Genomic DNA, 23030 nt, shown 5'->3' with positions numbered 1-23030 from the left:
TATACTTGAGTGTTCGTCTATTCTTTCACCAGCTTGTGCGTCTGCACCTTGCTGCCGTTCGTTACCCGGATCAGGTAAAGGCCTTTCGGCTGGTCCTCAAGGCTCAGTTGCTGCGTCTGGGTGGCGTTCTCCAGCGTGAGGTTGCGCTGCTGCACCAGTTTGCCGTTCACATCCCATACACTGATGTTGAATTGCTCCTGCGCTTTGCCATTCAGCACCAGGTTGAAGCTGCCGCTGGTCGGGTTCGGGTATACCATGTCATTCGAAATACCCTTGATGGCAGACTCGCTCTGTGCCAGCAAGGCATTGTCGGTCACTTCTACCTGCACGCTCTTCGTGGAAACCTTCGCATCGCAGTCGCCTAGCACCGTCAGGGTGATGGTGTAGATGCCCGGCTTGTCGAAAGAAACAGATGCCTGGCTCATGTCATCGGCGGCGCGCTGACCATTGGTCGGTGCATAACTGATAGTGCCGCCGTTCACAGTCCAGTTGTAGATCAGAGCCTTTTTGCTTTGCTTGGCATCCAGTTGGATGGTCTCACCCACACCTACCGTAGTGGCAGAGGCAGTGAAGGCCGCAACAGGGAGTTTATCGGCGTTGTCTATTGTGCTGATGGCGATGGCCAGGTCTGTGTAGAGCGATACCAGCTCGACCATGCTGAGCCAGGTGCCATTGTAATTAGCCATAGAACGGTTACCCATGCCCGCGCCCGCTACACTAGTGGACAGGTAGAAGGTTTCCTGTGGAATGTAGTTGATCGAGAAGCCTACGTATACCTTGCCATCTGCAGGAGCCAGCACCGGCTGGTCCAGTACCACTTCGATGTTACCGCCATTTGTATTCACGGCCTGAATGAGGTCGGTGTATTTTACAGGAGTTGAGCTGATTACCTGGCCTGGTCTTCCGTTTGGACCTGATGCATCCCATACCTTCACCAGGATAGTAGATTGAGCCGGAGCAGCGGCACCTGCTGCAAATACGTTCAGAGTGGCTTTGGTCAATGCCTGGCCTGCGCTCAGCTCAAACGACTTGGCATAATCCTTTATGCCGTAACCGTTGTGGCCGGAGAAGGCGCCACCCGCTGCTGTACCATAGGCCGTCAGGCGAGGGAAGGGCAGGTCGATCGTGTTGCAGTCCTGGCCAGCTGTCAGAATCTCCACATACTGTTTCTTGTAGGTTTCCGCTTTTACCCCGTTCGGATTTTTAGCGATCAGGGTCACATCGTATTTACCTTTCTGCGTGAAAGTGATCACCGGACTAGCTTCTGTGGAAGTGATGCGGTTTCCGCCCTGCACGATCAGCCACTCGTAGCTCGTAGCGTTTTCCGCCTTGTTCACAAAGCGAACTGGCGTACCAGCATTGGCTGTCTGGGCTGATACCTCGAAGGCTGCCACCGGCACTTTGCTGCAATCCGCCACGCTCACCTGCTGCGCAAACGTGTTACGCAGCTGTACCGGGTAGTTTACTGCGCCCTCGGTGATGGTGATGTTGCGGCGTGCCGTCAGGCTTGATTGGTAAACGCCTGCTGCCGTGTACGCGGCAGAAGTGGTGGCATCAGTAGAAGTACTGCCATTGCCGAAGTTCCAGGTATAGGCATCTGCATTGGTTATACCTGCTGCGCTGAAGGTTAGTGGGGTGCCCATGCAAACCTCTGCTTTCGCTGCCAAATTGCCGCTTGGGAACAGTGCCTTTTCAGCCACTACCGGGAAGATTGCGAATGTCCAGGCGGCACCGATCTGACCGGCTATCTGCCACCTGTTGTTGAAGTACAGCGCTGCGTTGGAGCCAGCCGCTGCTGAGGAATAGTGGTGAATGGAAATGTTGTCGCCTTTGCCGTAATCGATCTCGAAGCCGATGTAGAAGCTCTTGTCAGCCGGAATCTGCACCGGTTTGTCGAAGTAGATATAGTTCGGGCTCAGGGTTCCCACTAATCCATTAGCCACCAGGTCTGCGATTCTTACGGTCTGGGTATGCAGCACGGCGCCTGGCAGGCCCTTGTCCACTTCCCATACCTTCACCCGGATGTTGCCGGTGGAAGAGCCGGCCGTCGCCACGCGGAAAGAAATGTTCACACCCGCAATCTGGTGCCCGTCGCTGTATTTGTAGAAATTAGCGAAGGCAGGGATGTTGTTCGTGCTGTGGCCGTTTACACCAGAGGCACCCACAGGTCCGGCCAGTGGCAATCCCAGGATGTCGGTTTGGGCAAAGCCCGTCACATTCACCTTCACAGTCTTAGAAATGCTACCATTCACCGTGAGGGTAACGTTGTGCGCACCGGCACTGGTAAAGGTAACGGTTGGGTCTTTTTCAGTGGAAGTGGCCTTGTCGGCGTTCTCAAAGGTCCAGGCGTAGCTGTTACCCCCAATAGAGCGGTTCACAAAGCTCACCTTCTCACCAATCACGATCTCCGACTTGTTGATGATAAAGTCAGCCGCCGCTGCCAGAGCTGTACCGCCTGCGGCACGGATGGCCTCGTAGGCGTTGATGCGGCCTGCACCCAATTGGCCTTCATAGCCCGGGTTGATCAGGTCGATGTTGTCGGCAGTGGAGGTGAGGAGCTGTCTTACCTGCTCGGGTGTGAGCGACGGATTCTGAGATTTCATGAAACCCACCAGACCAGCCACCATGGGCGCAGACATGGAAGTGCCCGACTTGGAGCCATAAGCACCCGCGGCTATGGCTGCACCTGTTCCCGGCACTGTGCTGACGATGGCGTTGCCCGGCGCAGTGATGGTCACCCATTTGCCGAATGTGGAAGAGCTGCTTTTCTTGTCAGCGGCATCGGAGTTGGCAACCGAGATCACGTTCTTGTAATTGGCCGGATACTGCTCCAGGTCGTTGTTGTTGTTACCGGCAGAGGCGATAAAGATCATCCCCATGGCAGCGCCTTCGTTGATCAGGTCCTGAAAGGCCTGCGAGTAGCTGCCACCCCCAAAGGACATGGACACCACATCTGCCTTGGCGCCGCGCACGGCGTAGGCCAGACCATCGAAAGAAGCGTTGATGGAATTGGTGTTGGTCGCGTTGTCGAAGGTGCTCTTCACTGGTACGATCTGTACCTTGTTGTTGCTGACAGCGGCTACGCCCGTGCCGTTGCCTGTTACAGCACCCGCTATACCTGCGCAGTGCGTGCCGTGCGAAAATACCGTTGGGCTGGCTAGGTTACCCAGTGCGGTAGGAGTCAGCGGCGGGCTTGGGTTGTTGTCCTTGTCGGCCGCGTCCCAGCCGTTCACGTCATCGATGTAGCCGTTGCCGTCGTCGTCGATGCCGTTAGTGGCTTTGTCTCTGCCGTTGGCATCAAGGCCTGTCTCGCCTGGGTTCGTCCAGATATTGGCTTTGAGGTCGCTGTGGCTAATGAGCACGGCATCGTCCACGATGGCAAGTTTGACAGGCCGGCTGTTTGGGTTGTTGAAGGAAGAAAACGCCTGGATCGCTTTGGTGATATGAAGCGAGTACTGATTGTTTGTCAGTAATGGATCATTTGGCGTGGCGTGGATGTAGTAGATCGGCACGCGCTCGGCATACTCCACTTCCGGCATGGCGTTCAGCTCGGTGAGCAGCTGGTCGACCGCACCCTTAGCGCCATCGAGCTCCACCTGGAAGATACGGTCGATGTTACGGCCCATGGCCTTGCCGGCGGCCTGTCGCATCAGGCGGGCGTCTGCTTTGAGGAGAGCCTTGCTGAGCTTGTCCTGCTTCAGTTTTTGTCCGCGCGCCGTTTTGTCGTTGAAGGCTAGGGAAGAACCGGTTGCTTCTGAGCGGAACTTCACGAAGATCTTATCGTCATGATAAGGCTTCTGTAGGTCAGGGGATGCGGTAGGTGGAGCAGAGGAGGTGAGTTGCGCCGAAGTCAACTCCTGCGCCTGTGATGATGACACCTGCCCGGTCAGTATAGCCGCGAGCAGGGTGCATGCAATGTAGAACTTCTTCATAAAGGGATCGTGTGAAAGTTTAGTTTTAGAGAGTTTTAGGTGGATTTTAATGTGAAAGTAATAATACGCAAATTTTAATATACTGATATGTTTTTTTTACAATGTTTTACCCTGAATTTTAGTGTTAAAACATAGAATGTCATGCAGATAGCTGAATCAGGTTGTGTGAAGAAAATGGCTTAAAACGTGATATGCCAACTAACGCGGCACAGTGAGAGTAGCAGGTATAGCTTGGACAAAAGAGTGGGCTTTAACTGGGTTCATCAAAGCTATAATTGGCCACTCGAGCTGATTTTTTTCGAATTGATAGGTATAGTAGTGTCTTTGGCCTGCCTAAGGTGCCTTCCAGCAGTTGTTATACGTATTGATCTGCGCTACACCTTTTCTATTTCCTCCGTTTTGACAGAAGTCTCTCATCAGCTGGTTTATGCTTATGACTTTACCTGCCACTGACGATGGCTTTTTCAGTTTTGCACCACGGCTGGGCGAACTACGACCAGACCAAAACGCTGGACTACACGGGCCTGGTAGAGGAAATCACCTACGAGAACCCGCACGGCATGCTGCAGCTCCAGCACGAGGACAAGACCTGGACGGTAGTGCTGGCCCTGGCAAGCGATCCTGTTTTTCACATCAAACTGATCCTATTGTTGATAGGTGGCCTGAATGCCGGTTTCTTTCACCGGTTTCTTGCGCCATCCTCAACTGATTGGGAACAGAGCGGCGTACCGATGGCTGCCAGGGCTGTGACGGTGTGCTCGATTGTGGTTTGGACAGCTGTGATTGCCTGCGGACGGCTATTGGCTCATTAATTCTCTAGCTACTTACCCGATACGGCCATCACCGGTGGCTGCGGGGCCGGAACGACGTTCTTGATGGGGTTGGTAGATTTCAGGTAGGCGAAAATGGCCCGTAGCTCTTCGTCCGTCATGTGCTTGTACATGTCCCAGGGCATGGGCGGCAGCAAGGAGCGTGTGTTTTCCATGCCCTTGTACTTACCTTCGCGTATGGCCATGAAGAACTGCTTCTCCGTCCAGTTGCCGATGCCGGTCGCATCGGATGTCAGGTTGGCGGCATAGGAAACACCCCAGGGACCGACCCAGGCAGTTAGGGTACTGGTGACAATCAAGCCTTTCTGCTCCATCTCCTTGCGGTTGACCTCAGGCGCCGGTTCATTGGCCGGATGTCCGGACAGGGCGCGTTCGTAATCCAATACCGGCCCTTTGTCCGTCATCTTTTTGGGCGTGTGGCAATCGTGGCACGCAGAGGTAAGCACCAGATGCTCCCCTCGCTTAATTTGTTCCTGATCTTGCTGCAGTGCGCTTACAGCCGGCTTTTTAGTTGTTTTAGACTGATGTTTCAGTACCGGTGTGGAGAGCAAAATGATGGAGAAGAGCAGGAGGGAAGAAATGAGTAAATAAATTTTCATAGCGGTATGGTTTAGTGGAATAAGTAAATCAACGGCAATACCTAATTTACCTATAATCCAGCAGATCCGGAATTACAATCCCGATTACCGCGTGAACAGCAGGATGCTCGATGTGAAGGGTATAAATTCTGGAATAAATCGCTTTCCTAGCGTCTTGGCTATTTTCTGCTCACCCAGACACTCGCAGGACCTCCGGACACTGCGAGGTCTTTTGCGCAGGTTGCCTCACCTTCAGAAATCATCGCCTCAGGTATAGGTATAGGTATAGGTATAGGTATAGGTATAGGTATAGGTATAGCACCCATGCACGATTCGGACAGGTCGCGACCTGTCCCTACGAAATCCAGCAACCGAGACTCAGAACTCGAGATTCACAAACTCTCTAACTCTCTAACTCTCTAACTCTCTAACTCCCCACCTGGTCCACTTCTTTCATAAACTTGACCAGTCCTTCAAAATACATTTTCTGATCATCGTAAAAGGCCATGTGGCTGCCTTCGGGGCAATGGTGATAGCGGCCATCCGGAAACTGTGTGGCCATCCACTCCATGTGCTGCGGGTCCATGGTGTCGTGCTGGCCGCCGATGGTGAGCGTGGGTACGTTGATCTTCGGCAAGTCCTGGGAGCGGTCCCAGTTGAGGAGCGAGGCGTTGCCCCGGATACCGAACTCGCTTGGTCCCTGCATCTGCAGGTATACCTGCTGGTTCATGTGGTCGAGCATGCGCAGGGCCGGGTCCGGCCACTCCTCCAAGGGCATGCGCAGGGCGTGCCGGGTATAGAAGTGTGGCAGCAGCAATTCCATGTAGCGCGGGTTCTCAAAGTCGTTTGCCGCTTCAATCTGCTTGATCTCGGCCAGCACCTCGGCGGGCATCTGCGGGCCCAGCACCTCGTCGGCATAGCGGTTATAGGCCGGCACACTCGACATCATGTTCGAGATGATCAGACCTTTAAGGTGCTGCTGGTACTTAAGCGCATACTCCATGGCCAGGATGCCTCCCCAGGAATGGCCCAGCAGGTAAAAATTGCTCTTGTCCAACTGCAGCGCCTGGCGCACCTGCTCCACTTCCTCTACAAAGCGGTCAATCTCCCAGAGGCTGGTATCATCGGGTTTGTCGCTGTAGTGGGAGCCCAGCTGGTCGTAGTAATAGTACTCGATGCCAGCCTTGGGCAGGTAGCTATGGAAGCACTCAAAAGCCTCGTGTGTGCCGCCCGGACCGCCATGCAGTAGGAGCAGCTTCATGGTTGGGTTGTTGCCCACCCGCTTCGTCCAGACAAAAAAATCGCCTTTCGGGGTATGGATGGTGATGCGGCGGGCGCCACCGCTCAGTTCGTGGTCCGTGCCGGTATAGTTGTGGTAGTCGGCCACAGAAGGTATAGAAGTGCTGGCATTTTCGGAAGCGACAGGGGAAAGCTGGCGCATGGAGAAGCGTGTTTGCATGGCGTTTGGTTTTAGGTGAGCAGAAGGTATGTGTACGGTGAAGATAGAAAATGAATGGCACTCTGTCGCCTGTTTATTCTCTTGAAATCGGGTCGGGGTGGAGAGGAGCGCGACAGGTATAGCTAGAGCGATGCGTGTGTGGCTGGCAGGAACGAAGCTCGGGGCGGTAGGTCCAGGAAGGGGTAGGTGACTTTGGACAGGTATAGCCCCTGCGGATAAGCTGGATTCAGGTGCTTGGGGGCTCGCTCCAGCGCCAGGTAACTTTCAAACTCGGAGAGGCTGAGCGTGCCAGTGCCCACCTGTAGCAGTTGACCCACCAGAATGCGGATCATGCGGCTCAGGAACCTGTTGGCTGAGATGTGAAAGCGCAGCCGGTCGCCTTGCGGGTTTGTCTGCCAGTGAGCCTCTGTGATGTGGCAGATGGTGCTGTCGTGCTCGGCTGGCGTAAGGCAGAGGTTCCGGTAGTCGGAGTAAAGGGGGAGCAGGGCAGTGGCCGCCTGCATCGCATCCAGGTTCAGGTTCTGCACAAGGTATAGGGCGCTGGCCTCGTGCAGAAACGGGTCTTTGTAGGTATGGATGAAGTAGTCGTAGCTGCGCTGGCAGGCGTCGAAGCGGGCGTGGGGCTGGCCTTCCACGGGCAGGATGTCGAACACGGCAATATCGGGCGGCAGCACTTTGTTCAGCCGGAAAAGCATGTCAAACTCCCAGGGCTGCGCCACATCCAAATGAAAAAAGAACTGGCTCGCATGCACCCCCGCATCCGTCCGTCCGCAACCCACAATTGAAATTGGCTGCTTCAGAATCTTCTGCAGACACTCCTCCAGCACCTGCTGCACGCCTACGCCATAGGGGTGGCGCTGCCAGCCCTTGTAGCGCGTGCCACTATAGCCGATGTGAAAGAAGTAACGCAAGGGGTTGGTCAGGTATAAGGTTGGAGGTTCTTCTGCAAGATAGGGATAAAGGAGAATGATGCTGCATGACGGCAAGATTATGTTATCTACCCGCAGTGCCCCTGCATGCGCCTAAAGGGAAATTTGATTTTGGAAGCACCTTGCAGGCAATATGCCGGATGGGAAAGTTAGGTAAGTTTCAGATTTAAACTGACATTCTACCAGAATGGAATTAATCCTGCTTCGTAATTGTGTATCTTTCCACATTACTTACCAGCCACTGCATGCAACAAGCTAATTCTGTCGGGAAAGACATTCCGGCTCCGGACTTTCAAGAAGTGTTCAACTCCCTGGCAGGCAATTTCCTGTTGCTGCAACCCAACCCTCCCCATTTTACCATACTGGCCGCAAGCGACGAGCAGCTACGCCTGACCGGGCATGAGCGGCATGAGGTAGTGGGCAAAGGTGTGTTCGAGGTATACCCCGAGAACCCGGAAGACGCGTCCGCTTCAGGCCCATCCAACCTGCAGGCTTCCCTCATGCGGGTTATGCAAAGCAAAAAGCCCGGCCAGATACCCACCATGCGGTATGATGTGGCAGGAGAAGCCGGCGTGTTTGAGGAGCGCTACTGGACAACAACCAACAAGCCCATACTAGATGTGGCAGGCAAGCTGCGCTACATCCTGCACACCTCGGCTGAAATTACAGCGCAGGTACTGGCCGAGAAGAAAGCCGCCGCCCTCCGTGAAATTGAACAAAAATACAGCCTGTTTCTGCAGGCACCAGTGGCGGTGTGCATTGTAGCCGGCCCTGAAAACAGGGTAGAGCTCGCGAACGGGGAAATGCTCAGCCTGCTGGGCAAAACGTCCGATATAATTGGCAAACCGCTGTTTGAGTCCATTCCGGAAGCCGCAGGCCAGGGATTGCCAGACCTCCTGGACCAGGTGCGCAATACAGGCCAGCCATTCTATGCCGCGGAGTATCCCGTGACCCTGGTAAAAAACGACTCCGAAGAACTTTGCTATTACAATTTCGTGTACCAGCCCTACTATGCCAACCCCGGCGACACGGTGGCCTCCGGTGTGTTCAGTGTGGTGCACGATGTGACGGAGCAGGTGCAGGCCCGCCAAAAGGTTGAGGAAAGCGAGTTGCAGCTGCGCTCTTTTATCGAAAGCTCCCACCACCCGATTGGGGTATATGTGGGCCGCGAAATGCGTATACAGTTCGCCAACCAAGCGATCAAAGACGGACTGGGCAAAGGCAACGACATTGTGGGCAAGCTGTACAAAGATGTGTTGCCCGAGCTGGAGAACCAGCAGGTGTTCGAACAGCTGGAAGAAGTTTATACCACGGGTATAGCTTTCCATGCCAAAAACCACAGACTGGACCTGGTAGTAGGCGGAGAGCTGCGGACGCATTTTTTTGACTTGAGCATGACGCCCCTGTTCAATACCGCCGGTGAGGTATACGGGGTCATCAACACGGGGGCGGATGTGACTGAGCTCAACGAGGCGCGGGAAAGAATAGCTGAAAGCGAGTGGCGTTACCGCACCCTGATCGAAGAAGCTCCCATTGCCACGGCCCTATACCTGGGCGAAAACCTGACCATACAATATGCCAACGACATCATGCTGAGCTATTGGGGAAAAGACAGTTCGGTGGTCGGGAAAACATTTCGCAAAGCCCTGCCGGAATTGGAGGACCAGCCGTTCCCGGCCTTGTTGGAGAAGGTGTATGCAAGCGGCGAGGCCTACGTGGGCACAAAAGAAAAAGCCGAACTGGAAATAGACGGTCGCCTGGTGCCCGGCTATTTTAACTTTACCTACAAGCCGCTCTTCAACAAAGAAGGGGAGGTATACGGCATTCACCACACCGCCATTGATGTAACCGAAGAGGTGTTGGCCCAGCGACAGGTAGAGCAAAGCACCCGCGACCTGCAAAACCTGGCCGACGCCATGCCGCAGATCGTGTGGATCGCCAAACCGGACGGGAAGGTAACGTACTACAACGAACGCGTAGCTAAGTTTTCCGGGGCCAGAAAACTGCCGGACGGCAACTGGCACTGGGAGAGCATGGTACTGGAAGAGGACGAGCAGGCCACCTCCGCAGCCTGGCACAAGGCCGTGCAAACGGGTACGCCCTACGAGATAGAGCACAGGCTTCGCATGCAGGACGGCAACCACCGCTGGCACCTGAGCCGCGCCCTTCCCCAACGCGACAGCGCGGGCAACATAACCGGCTGGTACGGAACAGCTACCGACGTGCACGAACGCAAAGAACACGAGGAGGCATTAGAGATCAAGAACAGGCACCTGATCAGCATCAACAACGACCTGGATAATTTCATCTATACCGCCTCCCACGACCTCAAAGCGCCCATCCTCAACATAGAAGGCCTGCTGACGCTCCTGACTGATGGGCATACCTCTATAGGTGATCAGAAAGATGATACAGAGGCGATACTGGAAATGATGAAAGGCTCAGTGGAGCGTTTCAAGAAAACCATCGACAGTCTGACTGAAGTGGCCAAGCTCCAGCAAGCCTATGAGTTCAATGCCGAGCAGGTGCATGTGGCGGAGGTGATCGAAGAAGTGACCCTGGACCTGGCGCCTTTGTTAACCTCGACCCAAGCTGTGCTGGATGTGGACATAGCACCCAAAACAACCGTCCGCTTCTCGCGCAAAAACCTGCGGAGCGTGGTCTACAACCTGCTTTCCAACGCCGTGAAATACCGCTCCCCACACAGGACCCCACACGTGCAGATCAGTTGCCACCAGTCGGATCACTACCAGGTGCTGACCTTCGCGGACAACGGGCTCGGCATGACCACTGCACAGCGAAAAAGCCTTTTTACCTTATTCAAGCGCTTCCACGACCATGTGGAAGGCACCGGCATCGGGCTTTACATGGTGAAGAAAATAGTGGAGAACGCCGACGGCAAAATAGAGGTGGAGAGCAAGGCAAACGCAGGCACTACTTTCAGGGTATACCTGCCCGTGTAGGTATAGTTTTGAAGAGAGACAGAAGGTAAACCAAAGTCTGTTTAGTTGCTGCCAACCCTGACGCTCGTGCCAGTTATGAGCTCTTCCTCAACTATTGTGCTTCATCCAGAGATAGACGCCGTTCGTCCAGCCGAAGCCATCCTGGTTGGGGTATTCGCCGCCTCCGGCTTCTGAGCCAGGGTCTACCACGTTGTATTTTTCCATCATCTTGCCCGTTTCTTTAAAAGCCTGGTCGCTCATAGCGATCCATCTCTTTTTGAGTTCGTCGGCGGTAGCGTCAAAGCCGTAGTTCCGTAGCCCCACATAGCTGATGTATTGCAGCGGCGCCCAGCCGTTCGGGTAGTCCCATTGCTGGCCGCTCTCGTGGAGAGAAGACACCAGGCCGCCTTTTTTCATGAAACTGCTGACAAGGTGCTCGTGCAGCTGCCCGGCCTGCTCCGGGCTGGCGATTTTGAAAAACAGCGGGAATATACCTGCCAGCGACATAATGGGCGTAGACTTTTCTGACTTTGTATCATAATCCATGTAAAAGCCCTTTTCCTCATGCCAGAGATACTTGGTCATGGCCTTTTTGCGCTTCTCTGCCTTTTGGAGGAAGTAAGCCGAAGGCTCAGAAAAAGAGCTGTGCGCATAGGCTTCTGCTAAAGTTTCTTCCAGGTCATAGAGCAGGCAGTTGAGGTCGACAGGCACCATGTCGGTTGTGTGGATGCTTTCCATGTTGTTTTCTTCCCGGAACCAGCGGCAGCTAAAGTCCCAGCCCGATTCGCAGGCTGCCCTGATGTGCCGGTAGAGTGTGCCAGGCTCCACGCCATCCGAAGCGGCACGATGCGCCATCTCCACATCCTCCACATACGACTCTGGACGAGGGGCGGACTGGTCATCCCAGTAGCGGTTAAGAATACTACCGTCGGGCATCAGGACAACCCTGCGGATGCAGTCTTCTTTAGCGGAAAGGCGGTAGTACCCGTCCATCCAATAGTTATATTCCTTCTGCATGTGGGGAAGGTACTCCGTCAGCACATCCGGCCCGTCAATCTCCGCCAGCAGCTGGACCATCAGGGCAAAAAAGGGAGGCTGTGAGCGTGTGAGGTAATAACTCCGGTTCGCGTTCGGAATATGCCCGTAGGCATCAATCAGGTAGGCAAAATTGTCTACCATGTCCCGGATCAGCTCATGTTCCCCGGCACATTGCAAGCCCAGCATGGTAAAGTAGCTGTCCCAGTAATACAAACCCCTGAACCTGCCACCGGGCACAATGTAGGATTTGGGCACGGGCAGCATGGAGCAGTTGGTTTGTGATTGGCGCGTCAGCAGGGGCCAAAGTTGCGCGATATGCTCCGTCACGGGAAGCTGCTGGTCGCTTTCGTAGTCGGTTTGAATCGGGGTGGGGATTTCAAAATATTCACAGACAAAATCCTTCAGTTTAAAATCCTGCTTGTGCTTTTCGATCTCGTACAAATTCAGGATTTCTTCGGGGGCACGTTTGGGGAAACAGTCTGCAAACGTGATGGAATCAGGAAAAACATGATTCATCTGCACGTCGTGAAACAGTGGTCCGAACAACTGATCGGGTGGTAAAATGGCGGGTACTACGCTGTATATCTGTGGGGTCTCTATCTCTCTCATTTATTTTCGACTTTCCTTTGCACAGATAACTGGTTTTTGGGTTGAAGTGTTTTGATGGATTTAGCATCTTACGACAGTGAGGGCAAACTGCATACCTGTTAAAATCAGAATTTGCAGATCACCCTAGTCCCGTTAAATTGCAGGTAGTATACACAGCAATCACCCCAATAATGACCCAAGAACTGCAGCAGCTCAGGCAACTGGTAAACGGCATTCGTCCATTGTCCGACGAGGACTGGGAGGCGTTTGCGGCTGTCTGGAGCCGCCATGTGGCCAAACGGAAGGAGCCCCTGACTGTGGCGGGCGAGGTGGAGCATTATTTATACTTTGTGGCCGATGGGGTGCAGCGGGTGTATTACTTCGACGACCAGGACCGGGAAGCGACGCTGGTGTTCACCTATGCCCCGTCCTTTGGCGGCGTGCTCGATTCCTTTATGCTGCAGTTGCCTTCCCGCTACTACTATGAAACCTTAAGCCCATCCGTTTTCCTGCGGGCGCCTTTCCCGGAGCTGCAGCGGCTTATGCAGACCAGACCGTCCATCGAATCCATGATACGTGAGGGGCTGAGCCATAGTATGTCGGGTTTGCTGGCGCGGCTGGTAGAACTGCAGTGCTATACCTCGGAGGAGCGGTTCAGGAAACTGCTGCAGCGCAGCCCCCACATTCTGCAACTGGTGCCGCACAAGTACCTGGCCAACTACCTGGGCATCGACCCGACCAACTTCAGCAAACTGCTCAACAAAGTGCGCATCTGAAATCTTGGTATTTACCAAGAATAGTCTTTGCGGGGCACGCCATCTTTGTAACATCAAATAAACAAATGAATGTTATGAAGACGCAAAAAACCGTGACCCTGGCCTCCAAAGGCTTTATTCTCCTCTCGGCGATCAGCCTCCTGTCCGTTAGCCTGATGGCCTTTGCCAACCCGCAGTCGGTGATGGACCTGGTACACGTGCAGCTCAACAATACCGATGCCCTCAGCTCCATCCGCGGGGTTTACGGTGGGGTAGGAATGACGCTCTTCCTGAGCCTGATCTACCTGATGTGGCGCGATACCCAAAGCGGCCTGCTGTTTCTGTGCCTGCTCTGGGGCTTCTACGCCTTGTCGCGCACCATCACCATTTTCTCGGAAGGGGCCCTGGGCGACTTCGGCAACCAGTGGCTGCTGATAGAGTCAGTGTTTTTTGTAATCGCCCTGGCCCTGGTGCTGGCAAACAGAAAAGCTGTACCTACCCATAAGGCGGTTTAGAGAAAGGCTAATGGCAATGAGCAAAGCGGCGGCGCCTGGAAGACGCCGTGGAGCGGCACCACGTGTAACAGCGGTCTGTCCCCCGATCAGGCTATACCTCCGCTGGGGTAGCTTGCAGCACGTGCCTGTCCCACATCTTTTCTGAAAGCCGTCCTCTTGAGGACAGGGCCGTTTCCATCTCTGTTTTCGTTATCCTGAAAGGAGCTAGGTAAAGAGGGCGCCTAAACCCTGGAAAGTCCGCACCAAAACCATGGATTTCAGGGAAGGTGGCTACTGGCACTATGCCATGGTTGGCCCGGAAGGGGAAGAGCATTGGGCCTTGGCTAACTACAAGACCATTGATCCTAGAAGGTGTTTTACCGCGCTGGATGGTTTTGCAGATACTGAAGGCGTGGTAAACACAGAAATGCTGCAATCAGATTGGGAGATAAGCTTTACACCCAAACAAGAAGTTACCTTAGTAGAGAACCTGATCACATTCGATGACCTGGCACAACTCGAAACTACCATCCAGATGGGCTTTAAAGAAGGCCTGACAGCGGCCATGGAAAATCTCGATCAACTATTGGCTGCTCAGAAACAGGAGGCCTAAGGGCTGTAAGCTGCAGAAGAGATCCTATTTAATAGTATAAATAAAAGCGGGGCTGGTGCATAACCTTTTAGCCCCGCTTTTATAGTTTATAGTACTCATTCATCTTATGCTAGTGCGAGCTTGTAGTTTGTACTGTTACTTGTGCTGAATGTATAGCTGTGTGGGATAGAAAAGGCACGAATTACTAGCTCGCTACAGCGGAGGACAAACTAACCTATAATAATCTGTTTTATAGGGATTGATTTAAACTTATTTTTGATGGGTATAAGCTTTCCATCTGTATACTGTGCTTTATTCCCTAAGCAAACAATATTAGAATAAGCTTTAAACTTATTTAAGTTATAATCATCTTGAAAGAATTTGATATCTAGTCCCTGAGGAATTTCTCTTATAGCGTACAGATAAGTTTCCTCTAAATCATCATAGTCCTTGTTGTAAAGGTCAGTGGGGACAAGGATAGCACAGTCAATATCATTTGGGTTTTCTTTATTTAGGTCTGTAAAGCTCCCCCCAATATTTACTATTATAGAATTTAGTTTATACTTCTCCTTTCTTTCTAAAATAAATTGTTCTAGTGTTGAAAAAATGGCTTCTCTTCTATCTGAAAAAAGATATTTACTCTTAAAGATTTCTAATTGAAGAAATTCTGGGCTTTGTATAAAAGGTGGATTAAGCTTTATAGGGTATTTATATATGTGATTGAGCCAACAAAGAAATCTGTATTCAATCCCTTCAACAAAATCTTTAGGAGAAAGATAATCATATGCATTCTTCAGAAATTGTTTATCAATTTCCTTGTCATAGATTCTAAAATGACTTTCAATTTCTTTCTGGATTATGTTCATTAAAGCTTTAACTGTTACAATTAAGTAGCAGAGGGTTATATTTTAATTCTTTATTTGTAAAGATGTATGCTAAGATATCAAGTAGACCTATAGTGTTTTACTTATGATATTTGTTCAATATTAGCTAGTAATGTTTTGTCAATCTGAGATAGGTAAAAGTAAGATTGGGGAGGAGTGAAGGGGTTTTTAAAAAGAATTCCTAGTACAGGAGAAGAGAATTTATATACCTCACCTATATGAATTGCACATCCAATTGAATGATTTGAAAAATAGCTATTATACTCTAGCCTTTCAATTGAGCCAACATTTTGATATTTATTCCAGAGGTTATCCGGATGATCTAATTCCTGCTCTAGAATTGTAAAATATCCATAAACAGCTTTATATGGTGCCGTTATATAAATGAAACAACGTTCAATGGGTTTTGAAATAGGTCTTTTTCTAAACTCAATTTTTTTCTCTCCTCTTAAAATTGCAAAGGCATATTCTGGATTAATAGATATTAAAGCATCCATTTGATGAGGTAAACAAATTTATATTGTAAGTCGTTGGGAGACTCATCAAATGTCTTATATACACAAGTTCTCCTTTTTTATTTTTACTATGATTTACAAAGCCATGCTTTGTAAGCAAAGAAATTAGAGACTCATGTTTTGGAAAAACAGTCAAATAAATATAATCTAAGTTGTTTTTGACAGCAATCTTAAATGACTCTCTTATAAAGGACTCTCCCAACTTATAACCTTTCACTTCATTAGAGACTTTGAAAGTACAAAGCTTAAGAGCTTTATCAGAAATATGATCAAGCTGATGATCTTTAGGAGCTTCAATATTATAGATAAGCAAAGCTGCTATATCTGAATCCTTTTCATAAAAATAGCACTTCCGGTTTTGATCTAAGGTCTTGTTAAACCATCTGTCAAATTCGGGATAATCGTATTTAATTGCCTTTAAGAAAGGCTTTTCTATGTTAGAATAAATGTCTCTTACAGTACCATTAATAAGTGTATTAACATTATGGTTTGGTATGCTATGTGAATTATAAGAGTTAAGGGTTTTGTAGAAAAGCACTTTCTTAGCATTCAAAGCTTTCTTGCTTTGAAATTGATATAAATGGGAAGACCGATTAGTGTCAATATGAAACTTACAATCTGAGAAAAGGAGGTATTCACTCAATTTTTGAACGTTAGCGTAGCCTTGCTCAAGGACGTCATTTATATATGAGGTAGACTCTGGAAAATCTTGTCTCACTAATGACTTCACATGAGCATCCCATTGAAGAACATTATCTTCATTATGAGTAAAAGGAGTAGTGTCTAGTGACAATATCAAGATAAATTATCTTAAGTTGTTATTTAAATTACGTATGATGTTAGCCCATCCCTGCTGAACTAACTCTCCTAAATACGATAAGATCTCTTTTAAATCTGAAGCTGTAAGTTCTACAAAGTACGATAATACTAACGCTATTCCTAAATACGCAAGTATAGTTCTTACACTTACTCTTTCGACCTTAAACTTAAATCCTACAATAAAATCTTCTAATGCAGAGCCGTTTGTAGTCTTTGCCGATTTAGTATGATAAGCAAAGATATCATCTAAAATTATATCTTCAGAAAAATAAGATTTCCATAGCCCTCTTTCAAGAATTCTGCTAGAATGTAGATTCCCACTATTAAACATCAATTCATCTCGAGCGCTTCTTAATATTAACAAGTGTATCTTCTTAAGATCAAATGATTTGTTTATACTCATTTCTTCTAATAGAGTTGGATTCAGATTTCTAATTTCTTGAACTCTAAAGTCCAATACCTCTATTTCTGAAAATCCACTTTCAAATAAGCGATTTTTAGGTCTATAAACAACTCTTAATGTATCTACAAAAGGTCCTTTGATTCTAATCCTAAAATAAAGAGGAATTTCAGACTGAAGAATACCATTTGGCACTTTGATTTTTAGAAGTGTTCCATTAAACTTTTCTTCGTATTCAATATCTGTTGCATCATCTAGGACATAGATATTAAAGTTTTTATCAGGTCTAGAATCATCTGTAACATTTATAATTTTTGAGCCAGTTGAGACAGAAACTTTAAACTTCTCATTAAATATCGCATAAACAAGTTCAGGCCTCTCTTTTAATAGTTTACCTAAATCCTCAACTTGGATTTTATTTGATACAGAGCTAAAAGGTATAAAAATGTAAACAATTTCAACCAGACTTGGCTTGTCTAATAAAATACCAGCATCAAGAAAAGATATTTCTCTCCTTCTTGGGATAAAGAGTCTCTTTTTTAAACGCTCATTAACTTGCCAATAATTGAGATGTATAGTTAAGGGGCACTTTTCTCCACTTTGTATATTATGTGCACTGTCTGTACTTTCTGATAATTCTTGTTGATTTTCAGACTCAGTAGTATCTGTAGCTGCAGGGTCAACTATGTCATCTATAGATTCAGTAGAATTTGTAATTACTGTTTCTCTTTCTTTATACCAAAGAGCAATACTATTCATCTAGTCTGTTTTTGTAAGTATGAACTGAATCTGAAGTTTCAATACTAAAAGTGCAAATATAATTATAAATATAATAAAAAGTTAATATAATAAGGTGCTTACGAAGGTTATAAAGTTTAAACAATCTTTACTTTTGCAAGTAATAATAAAATCTATTCGTCTACAGGAACGAAATTAACCAATAACTTACCCCCTTGCCCTTCAACCCATTTACCATAGACTTACCCGTTCGGGAAATTATACCTGCCGTTAGGAAGCACCTTTCGGCGCAGAACACGCTGATCGTAAACGCCCCTCCCGGAGCCGGTAAAAGCACCTTGCTGCCGCTGGCTTTGCTGGACGAGCCCTGGCTGAAAGATCAGAAGATCGTGATGCTGGAGCCCCGGCGCCTGGCGGCTAAAACCATTGCCGAGCGCCTGGCGCAGCTGCTGGGCGAGGAGGTAGGCCAGACCGTCGGTTACCGCATCCGTTTCGAGAACCGCACCTCCGCCGCCACCCGCATCGAGGTCGTAACAGAGGGCATCCTGACCCGTATGATCCACAGCGACCGCTCGCTGACGGGCATCGGCATCGTGATTTTCGACGAGTTTCATGAGCGCAGCATCCATGCCGATGTGGCCATGGCCCTGAGTCGGGAGGCGCAGCAGGCGCTTCGCCCGGACCTGCGCATCATGGTGATGTCGGCCACCCTGGACATGCCCCAGCTCACGAGCCTGCTCAAGGCCCCGGTGGCGCAAAGTATGGGGCGGCAATACCCCATCAACACCATTTATACCGGCGACGCCGACGACCGCATGCTGCCCGAAATGACGGCCAAAGTGGTGCAGCAGGCAGCGCAGGAGCAGGAAGGCGATATCCTCGTGTTCCTGCCCGGCGAAAACGACATCCGGAAAGTTGAAATCATACTTCGCAAGCAGCTGCGCGGCGTGCAGATACACCCGCTGTTCGGCATGCTGCCCTTCGGCAAGCAGTACGCCGCCATCATGCCCGACCGCCAGGGCAGGCGCAAAGTGGTGCTGGCCACCAGTATAGCCGAGACCAGCTTAACCATAGAAGGCATTTCGGTGGTGGTGGATACGGGCTTCGGCAAGACTTCCCGCTTCGACCCGAAGTCCGGTTTGTCGCGTCTCGAAACAGCGCGCATCTCCAAAGACGCCGCCGACCAGCGTGCCGGCAGGGCAGGGCGACTGGGTCCGGGCACGGCTTACCGCATGTGGAGCAAAACCACGCAGGAGCGCATGGCCCCGCACCGCACCCCCGAGATCATGGAAGCCGACCTGTCCTCGCTGGTGCTCGACATGGCCCAGTGGGGCATCACCGATATCCGGGGCCTTACCTGGCTGAACCCGCCGCCGCGCGCCGCCCTGGCCTATGCCACCGACATGCTGCACCAGCTGCAGGCGCTGGAGCACGGCCGTATCACGGAGCACGGCCAGAACATGCACCGGCTGCCTTGCCACCCGCGCATCGCGCACATGCTGCTCAAGGCCGAGGAAACCGACCAGGTGCCGCTGGCCTCCGATATTGCCGCCGTACTGGAAGAGCGCGACCCGCTGGACCGCAACGCCGGCATCGACATCAATTTAAGAGTGGAAGCACTGCGTAGGTATAGAGCCGAGCAGGGGCAGGGCAAGCGTTTCGGCAAGATAGAGAAGATTGCCCGCTCGTACCACCAGCTGTTTGAAGTGGAGCCGGACAACGGCACTTTCGACGAGTATGAAACCGGTGTGCTGCTGGCGCATTGCTACCCGGAGCGCATCGCCTACGCCCGCCCCGGCAACAACGCGCAGTTCCAACTGGCCAGCGGACAGTATGCCTCCGCCGGTCACAGAGACGAACTGGCGCACGAGCCCTGGCTATCCGTGGCGCATATGCATGCCGGCACCGGCGACAACCCCGGCCGCATTTTCCTGGCCTCGCCGCTCAATCCCCGCGACCTGGCTCCGCTGCTCAAGCAGCAGGAAGTCTACCATTGGGACGTGAACGACGGCGAACTCACCGCCTCGCTGGACACGCGCATCGGCAGCATCGTGCTGCAAAGCAAGCCGCTGCCACCTCCCGACGAGAAGCACCGCGTGCCCGCCATGTCCGAGGCCATCAAAGCAGAAGGCGAGCACCTGCTGGACTTCAACCACGAGCTCACGCAATGGCAAAACCGCGTGATGAGCCTCCGCAAATGGCGACCCTCCGAGTTCTGGCCCGACGTGAGCACCTCCACGCTGCTCATCACCAACTGGGACTGGCTGAAGCCCTACCTCTACGACATCGAGCACCCCGACGAGCTGATGGAACTGGAGCTGCTGCCGATCCTGGAAAAGAAGTATCTGAATGAAGAGCAACGGGCAAGGCTAGACGTACTGGCTCCGGCAAATCTGACGCTGCCGGACGGTTCATCGATCGAGCTAGAGTATAAGCCGGATGGCGCTCAACCCAGGCTGGAGATACGATTACAGGATGTGCTGAGCTGGGAGGAAAGCCCGACAATGGACGATGGTGAGATGACGGTAGAGCTGGCTTTGCTTACCCCGGAGCTCAAGCCGATCACCACCGTGTCGGATCTGGCAAGTTTCTGGAAAGGGAATTACCGCGTGATCAAGCGGCAACTGGAGGTGGTGTTTCCGGAGGTGGAGTGGGAGCGGACTGCTCAGTGATGTTTGTGAATGATTACACCCCAGTGGTCCCCTCAAGGTTAGGGCTGTTTCATTCAACGGGATTCTCCCCTTGAGGGGAGCGCAGAGGGGTGTTTGCATCTGTGTGTAAATTTCAAATTGGCCAATTCATGGCACCATATTGCCGACTTTACACCCCTATAATCCCCTCAAGGGGATAGTCTTTTCTCGCGGTTTTAAGACTATTTCAAGTAGTCACTTCCTACTTTTGAGGATGGAAGTGTATACGTGTAACTAGGAAATCGTAATAGCGGAATTGTCCCCTTGAGGGGACTATAGGGGTGTAATCATGCACAGACCATATCACTTGTTCTCAGTGATCCAATGCTCTAATGTTCGCAGTACATTTTGGATATTTTTCTTGATTTCGATATCATCAAATCTTAGGAACTTTACCCAGTACCGTTCCAACTCTGACTGTCGCTTTACATCATAGTCAAAGCTGTAATCATGGCTATCCCCATCTATCTCAATTGCTAGTCGTAATTCATGACAGTAGAAGTCAACAATATAATCTAGCATAGGTACCTGCCTGTGAAATTGGAAACCCATTAGTTTTCGCTCCTTTATTTCCTGCCATAAAAGCACCTCAGCAAGTGTACTGTTTTTTCTTAGCTCCCTTGCTTTGTCTTTGAGATTTTCTCTGTAAGGTATAATGGTGTTCTTTTTCATACCTGGTATTTACTAATATCTGGTGCTCTAAAACTCAGACAAAGGGCTGGATTTTTAAGTTCTGTGAGAGAGGTTGATTGTGCATATTGCTGGCTTTGTATATCGAAAAGAACACCCCTATAATCCCCTCAAAGGGATAGTCCCAAGAACGGCATTGCCCCTAAACAAAAAGAGACGCTGCCTAAGCAGCGTCTCTTTTCTATTTTATAATACTTATCTAAAAAGCTAAACCGCTTTCAATTCTCTTTGATCCATTGTTTCCTCTTCATCAACACCGATCGCTTTGTTCCAGTCGCCGGCGTTTTTGATGCCTAGTTTTTCCGGGTCAAAGGTCGGGTCGAGGCCGGCTTTGCGCTGGGCCAGGTAATCCTGCAGGGTGCGTAGGGCAGGCTTGCGGAGCAGGAAGATCGCGATCACGTTCAACCAGGCCATTAGTCCCACACCGATGTCGCCCAACGTCCAGGCCGATTCTGCCGTCTTCACGGAGCCGTAGAAGGTAGCACCTAGGATAAGCAGGCGCAGCGCCCACAGCATCCATTTTTTGTTTTTGGTGTTCAGGTAGCTTAGGTTGGTTTCGGCGATGTAGTAGTAGGCCATGATGGTGGTGAAGGCGAAGAAGAACAGCGATATAGCGATGAAGCCGCTACCCAGTGCCGGGAAGTGCTCACTTACAGCCAGCTGCGTATATTCCGGTCCGAAGGCCACGCCCGGCAGGTTCTCCACCAGGAAGCCTCCTTCGGGGTTTACCACATTGTACTGTCCTGTGAACAGGATCATGAAAGCCGTGGCAGAGCAAACAAAAAGCGTATCGACGTAAACAGAGAAAGCCTGCACAAAACCCTGTTTGGCAGGGTGGCTCACTTCGGCCGCCGCCGCCGCATGGGGTGCCGTGCCCTGGCCCGCCTCGTTGGAGTAGATGCCGCGCTTCACGCCCCAGGCGATGGCCATACCGAACACACCGGCAAAAGCGGGCTCCAGGTTGAAGGCAGAGCTGAAGATGAGCTTAAAGATGGCCGGCACCTCCGAAATATTCATCAGAATGATCACCACCGACATCAGGATATAAGCGCCCGCCATAAACGGAACGACAATCTGTGCCACGTTGCCAATGCGCCTAACACCCCCGATGATAATCAGGGCGAGCAGCAAGGTAACGGCACCGCCCGTATAGGCCACCGGAATCTGGAAAGCGGTACTCATGCCGGAGGCGATGCTGTTGCTTTGCACACCCGGCAGGAACAGGGCCATGCTGATGATGGTAGCCACAGCAAACACGACTGCATACCACTTTACGCCAAGTCCTTTTTCGATGTAGTAGGCCGGGCCGCCACGGTATTGGCCATCCTTTACCTGCTTGTAAATCTGGCCCAGCGTGGCCTCGATAAAGGCAGACGAACTGCCCAGGAAGGCAATCACCCACATCCAGAACACAGCCCCGGGTCCGCCCATCGCAATAGCTGTGGCGACACCGGCAATGTTACCGGTACCTACCCGTCCGGCAATGGCTACGGTGAAAGCCTGAAAAGAACTGATGCCCTTGTTAGAGGACTGCCCCGTAAAGAGCAGGCGCAGCATTTCGCGGAGATAGCGAATCTGCAGGAATTTGGTGGCGAACGAGAAGTACACACCTGCCCCCAGACAAAGGACGATAAGTGCGTTGCTCCAAACGATGTCGTTCACCGAACTGATAATGTTTTCCATGAGAGAGTGGCAGGGGTAAAATCGTGTAAAGTTTAGTTTAACAGCCTGTTATAGAAAGAACCACAGGTTTTGAGCTGTTTAAATTAAACAGAATATCCGAAAAGTGTAGACTTTATCTCAGGTAAATGTATGTGGGGTGAGTGAGGCTGCACTAACCTGAATATATGCTGATATGTAATAAATTTCTGGCGTTCAGCGAGGTAGCCAGGCCGGGAGCGTGCTTTCTAAGGTGTACGGGGAAGGCATAAACCGGGATTACGCGATGCACAGTTCATGTGGGCTTCAACCATCCATTTCTATACCTGAAAAGACCAAGGCAGTATGCAGGTGCCTCAACTGCTGCCAACAGGTATAAGGCGTGCCCGTTTCAGTTGTAAACTGTCTCCACCTGTAGGTATAGGGGCTGTACCACATTGGGGGCAGGAGGATGGGTAGGAAAAGTCATATTCGAAGAGGGGTTAACAAAATTTGTTT

The 23030-nt window shown here is 50.9% G+C and carries 17 protein-coding genes and 1 pseudogene; 6 read left to right on the top strand and 12 right to left on the bottom strand.

The window, feature by feature from the left end; all coding sequences use genetic code 11:
* Positions 1-17: 17 nt before the first annotated feature.
* The gene (locus B0B12_RS06445) at positions 18-3932 is read right to left on the bottom strand and encodes a S8 family serine peptidase (RefSeq protein ID WP_076666757.1); all 3915 of its coding nucleotides are present in this window, start codon (positions 3930-3932) and stop codon (positions 18-20) included.
* A 455-nt stretch (positions 3933-4387) separates the two neighbouring features.
* Here B0B12_RS06445 and B0B12_RS06440 point away from each other — a divergent pair, with 455 nt between their 5' ends.
* Positions 4388-4744 (top strand): DUF6152 family protein, encoded by a 357-nt coding sequence (locus B0B12_RS06440; RefSeq protein ID WP_076666754.1) that lies wholly within the window; start codon positions 4388-4390, stop codon positions 4742-4744.
* Between the two features lie 8 nt (positions 4745-4752).
* Here B0B12_RS06440 and B0B12_RS06435 read toward each other — a convergent pair whose 3' ends face one another.
* The 4 genes from B0B12_RS06435 to truA all read right to left on the bottom strand — a co-directional run bounded on the left by B0B12_RS06435 (position 4753) and on the right by truA (position 7710).
* Positions 4753-5361 (bottom strand): c-type cytochrome, encoded by a 609-nt coding sequence (locus tag B0B12_RS06435; RefSeq protein ID WP_076666752.1) that lies wholly within the window; start codon positions 5359-5361, stop codon positions 4753-4755.
* Between the two features lie 158 nt (positions 5362-5519).
* Entirely contained in the window at positions 5520-5711 is a 192-nt protein-coding gene (locus B0B12_RS20095) for a hypothetical protein (RefSeq protein WP_139337771.1), read from the bottom strand.
* Between the two features lie 56 nt (positions 5712-5767).
* Complete coding sequence (locus tag B0B12_RS06430; RefSeq protein ID WP_076666750.1) at positions 5768-6799, bottom strand: proline iminopeptidase-family hydrolase; 1032 nt, start codon at positions 6797-6799, stop codon at positions 5768-5770.
* A 122-nt stretch (positions 6800-6921) separates the two neighbouring features.
* Positions 6922-7710, bottom strand: coding sequence for a tRNA pseudouridine(38-40) synthase TruA (gene truA / locus B0B12_RS06425; RefSeq protein ID WP_076666748.1), 789 nt, complete (start codon positions 7708-7710; stop codon positions 6922-6924).
* A 263-nt stretch (positions 7711-7973) separates the two neighbouring features.
* On the opposite strand from truA, the gene B0B12_RS06420 reads away from it, so the two are divergent.
* Positions 7974-10691, top strand: a complete 2718-nt coding sequence (locus B0B12_RS06420) for a PAS domain-containing protein (RefSeq protein WP_076666746.1) — start codon at positions 7974-7976, stop codon at positions 10689-10691.
* 87 nt (positions 10692-10778) lie between these two features.
* Here B0B12_RS06420 and treF read toward each other — a convergent pair whose 3' ends face one another.
* Positions 10779-12317 carry an alpha,alpha-trehalase TreF gene (treF, locus tag B0B12_RS06415; RefSeq protein ID WP_083704091.1) on the bottom strand — a complete coding sequence of 513 codons (1539 nt, stop codon included), beginning with the start codon at positions 12315-12317 and terminating at the stop codon, positions 10779-10781.
* Between the two features lie 170 nt (positions 12318-12487).
* Here treF and B0B12_RS06410 point away from each other — a divergent pair, with 170 nt between their 5' ends.
* From B0B12_RS06410 to B0B12_RS06400, 3 genes and pseudogenes are all read left to right on the top strand, one after another.
* The gene (locus B0B12_RS06410; RefSeq protein WP_076666744.1) at positions 12488-13072 is read left to right on the top strand and encodes a Crp/Fnr family transcriptional regulator; all 585 of its coding nucleotides are present in this window, start codon (positions 12488-12490) and stop codon (positions 13070-13072) included.
* A 74-nt stretch (positions 13073-13146) separates the two neighbouring features.
* Positions 13147-13566: a DUF4345 domain-containing protein gene (locus B0B12_RS06405; protein ID WP_076666742.1), complete on the top strand. Its 420-nt coding sequence runs from the start codon at positions 13147-13149 to the stop codon at positions 13564-13566.
* 238 nt (positions 13567-13804) lie between these two features.
* Positions 13805-14158, top strand: a pseudogene (locus B0B12_RS06400) (SRPBCC family protein); the annotation flags it as partial.
* A 209-nt stretch (positions 14159-14367) separates the two neighbouring features.
* Here the strand turns inward: B0B12_RS06400 and B0B12_RS06395 are convergent.
* The 4 genes from B0B12_RS06395 to B0B12_RS06385 form a co-directional block, all read right to left on the bottom strand.
* Positions 14368-15003, bottom strand: coding sequence for a DUF6932 family protein (locus B0B12_RS06395; protein ID WP_076666740.1), 636 nt, complete (start codon positions 15001-15003; stop codon positions 14368-14370).
* Between the two features lie 101 nt (positions 15004-15104).
* Positions 15105-15518: an ASCH domain-containing protein gene (locus B0B12_RS20090; protein WP_139337770.1), complete on the bottom strand. Its 414-nt coding sequence runs from the start codon at positions 15516-15518 to the stop codon at positions 15105-15107.
* On the bottom strand, positions 15496-16089 hold the full coding sequence (locus B0B12_RS06390) for a GNAT family N-acetyltransferase (RefSeq protein ID WP_139337769.1): 594 nt from the start codon (positions 16087-16089) through the stop codon (positions 15496-15498). Before B0B12_RS06390 ends, B0B12_RS20090 begins: the two co-directional genes overlap by 23 nt.
* 252 nt (positions 16090-16341) lie before the next feature.
* Positions 16342-17514: a hypothetical protein gene (locus B0B12_RS06385; RefSeq protein ID WP_076666736.1), complete on the bottom strand. Its 1173-nt coding sequence runs from the start codon at positions 17512-17514 to the stop codon at positions 16342-16344.
* Positions 17515-17708: 194 nt separating this feature from the next.
* On the opposite strand from B0B12_RS06385, the gene hrpB reads away from it, so the two are divergent.
* Positions 17709-20165, top strand: a complete 2457-nt coding sequence (gene hrpB / locus B0B12_RS06380; RefSeq protein ID WP_076666734.1) for an ATP-dependent helicase HrpB — start codon at positions 17709-17711, stop codon at positions 20163-20165.
* Positions 20166-20486: 321 nt separating this feature from the next.
* Here the strand turns inward: hrpB and B0B12_RS06375 are convergent, their stop codons facing one another.
* Positions 20487-20855 (bottom strand): endonuclease domain-containing protein, encoded by a 369-nt coding sequence (locus tag B0B12_RS06375; RefSeq protein ID WP_076666732.1) that lies wholly within the window; start codon positions 20853-20855, stop codon positions 20487-20489.
* A 225-nt stretch (positions 20856-21080) separates the two neighbouring features.
* Positions 21081-22556 (bottom strand): alanine/glycine:cation symporter family protein, encoded by a 1476-nt coding sequence (locus B0B12_RS06370; RefSeq protein ID WP_076666730.1) that lies wholly within the window; start codon positions 22554-22556, stop codon positions 21081-21083.
* Positions 22557-23030: the final 474 nt, after the last annotated feature.

Origin of the sequence: Pontibacter indicus (assembly GCF_900156345.1) — a bacterium.
Lineage (GTDB): Bacteria > Bacteroidota > Bacteroidia > Cytophagales > Hymenobacteraceae > Pontibacter > Pontibacter indicus.
The sequence above is the reverse complement of the archived record's forward strand: the minus strand, read 5'-3'. Positions and strand labels throughout refer to the sequence as shown.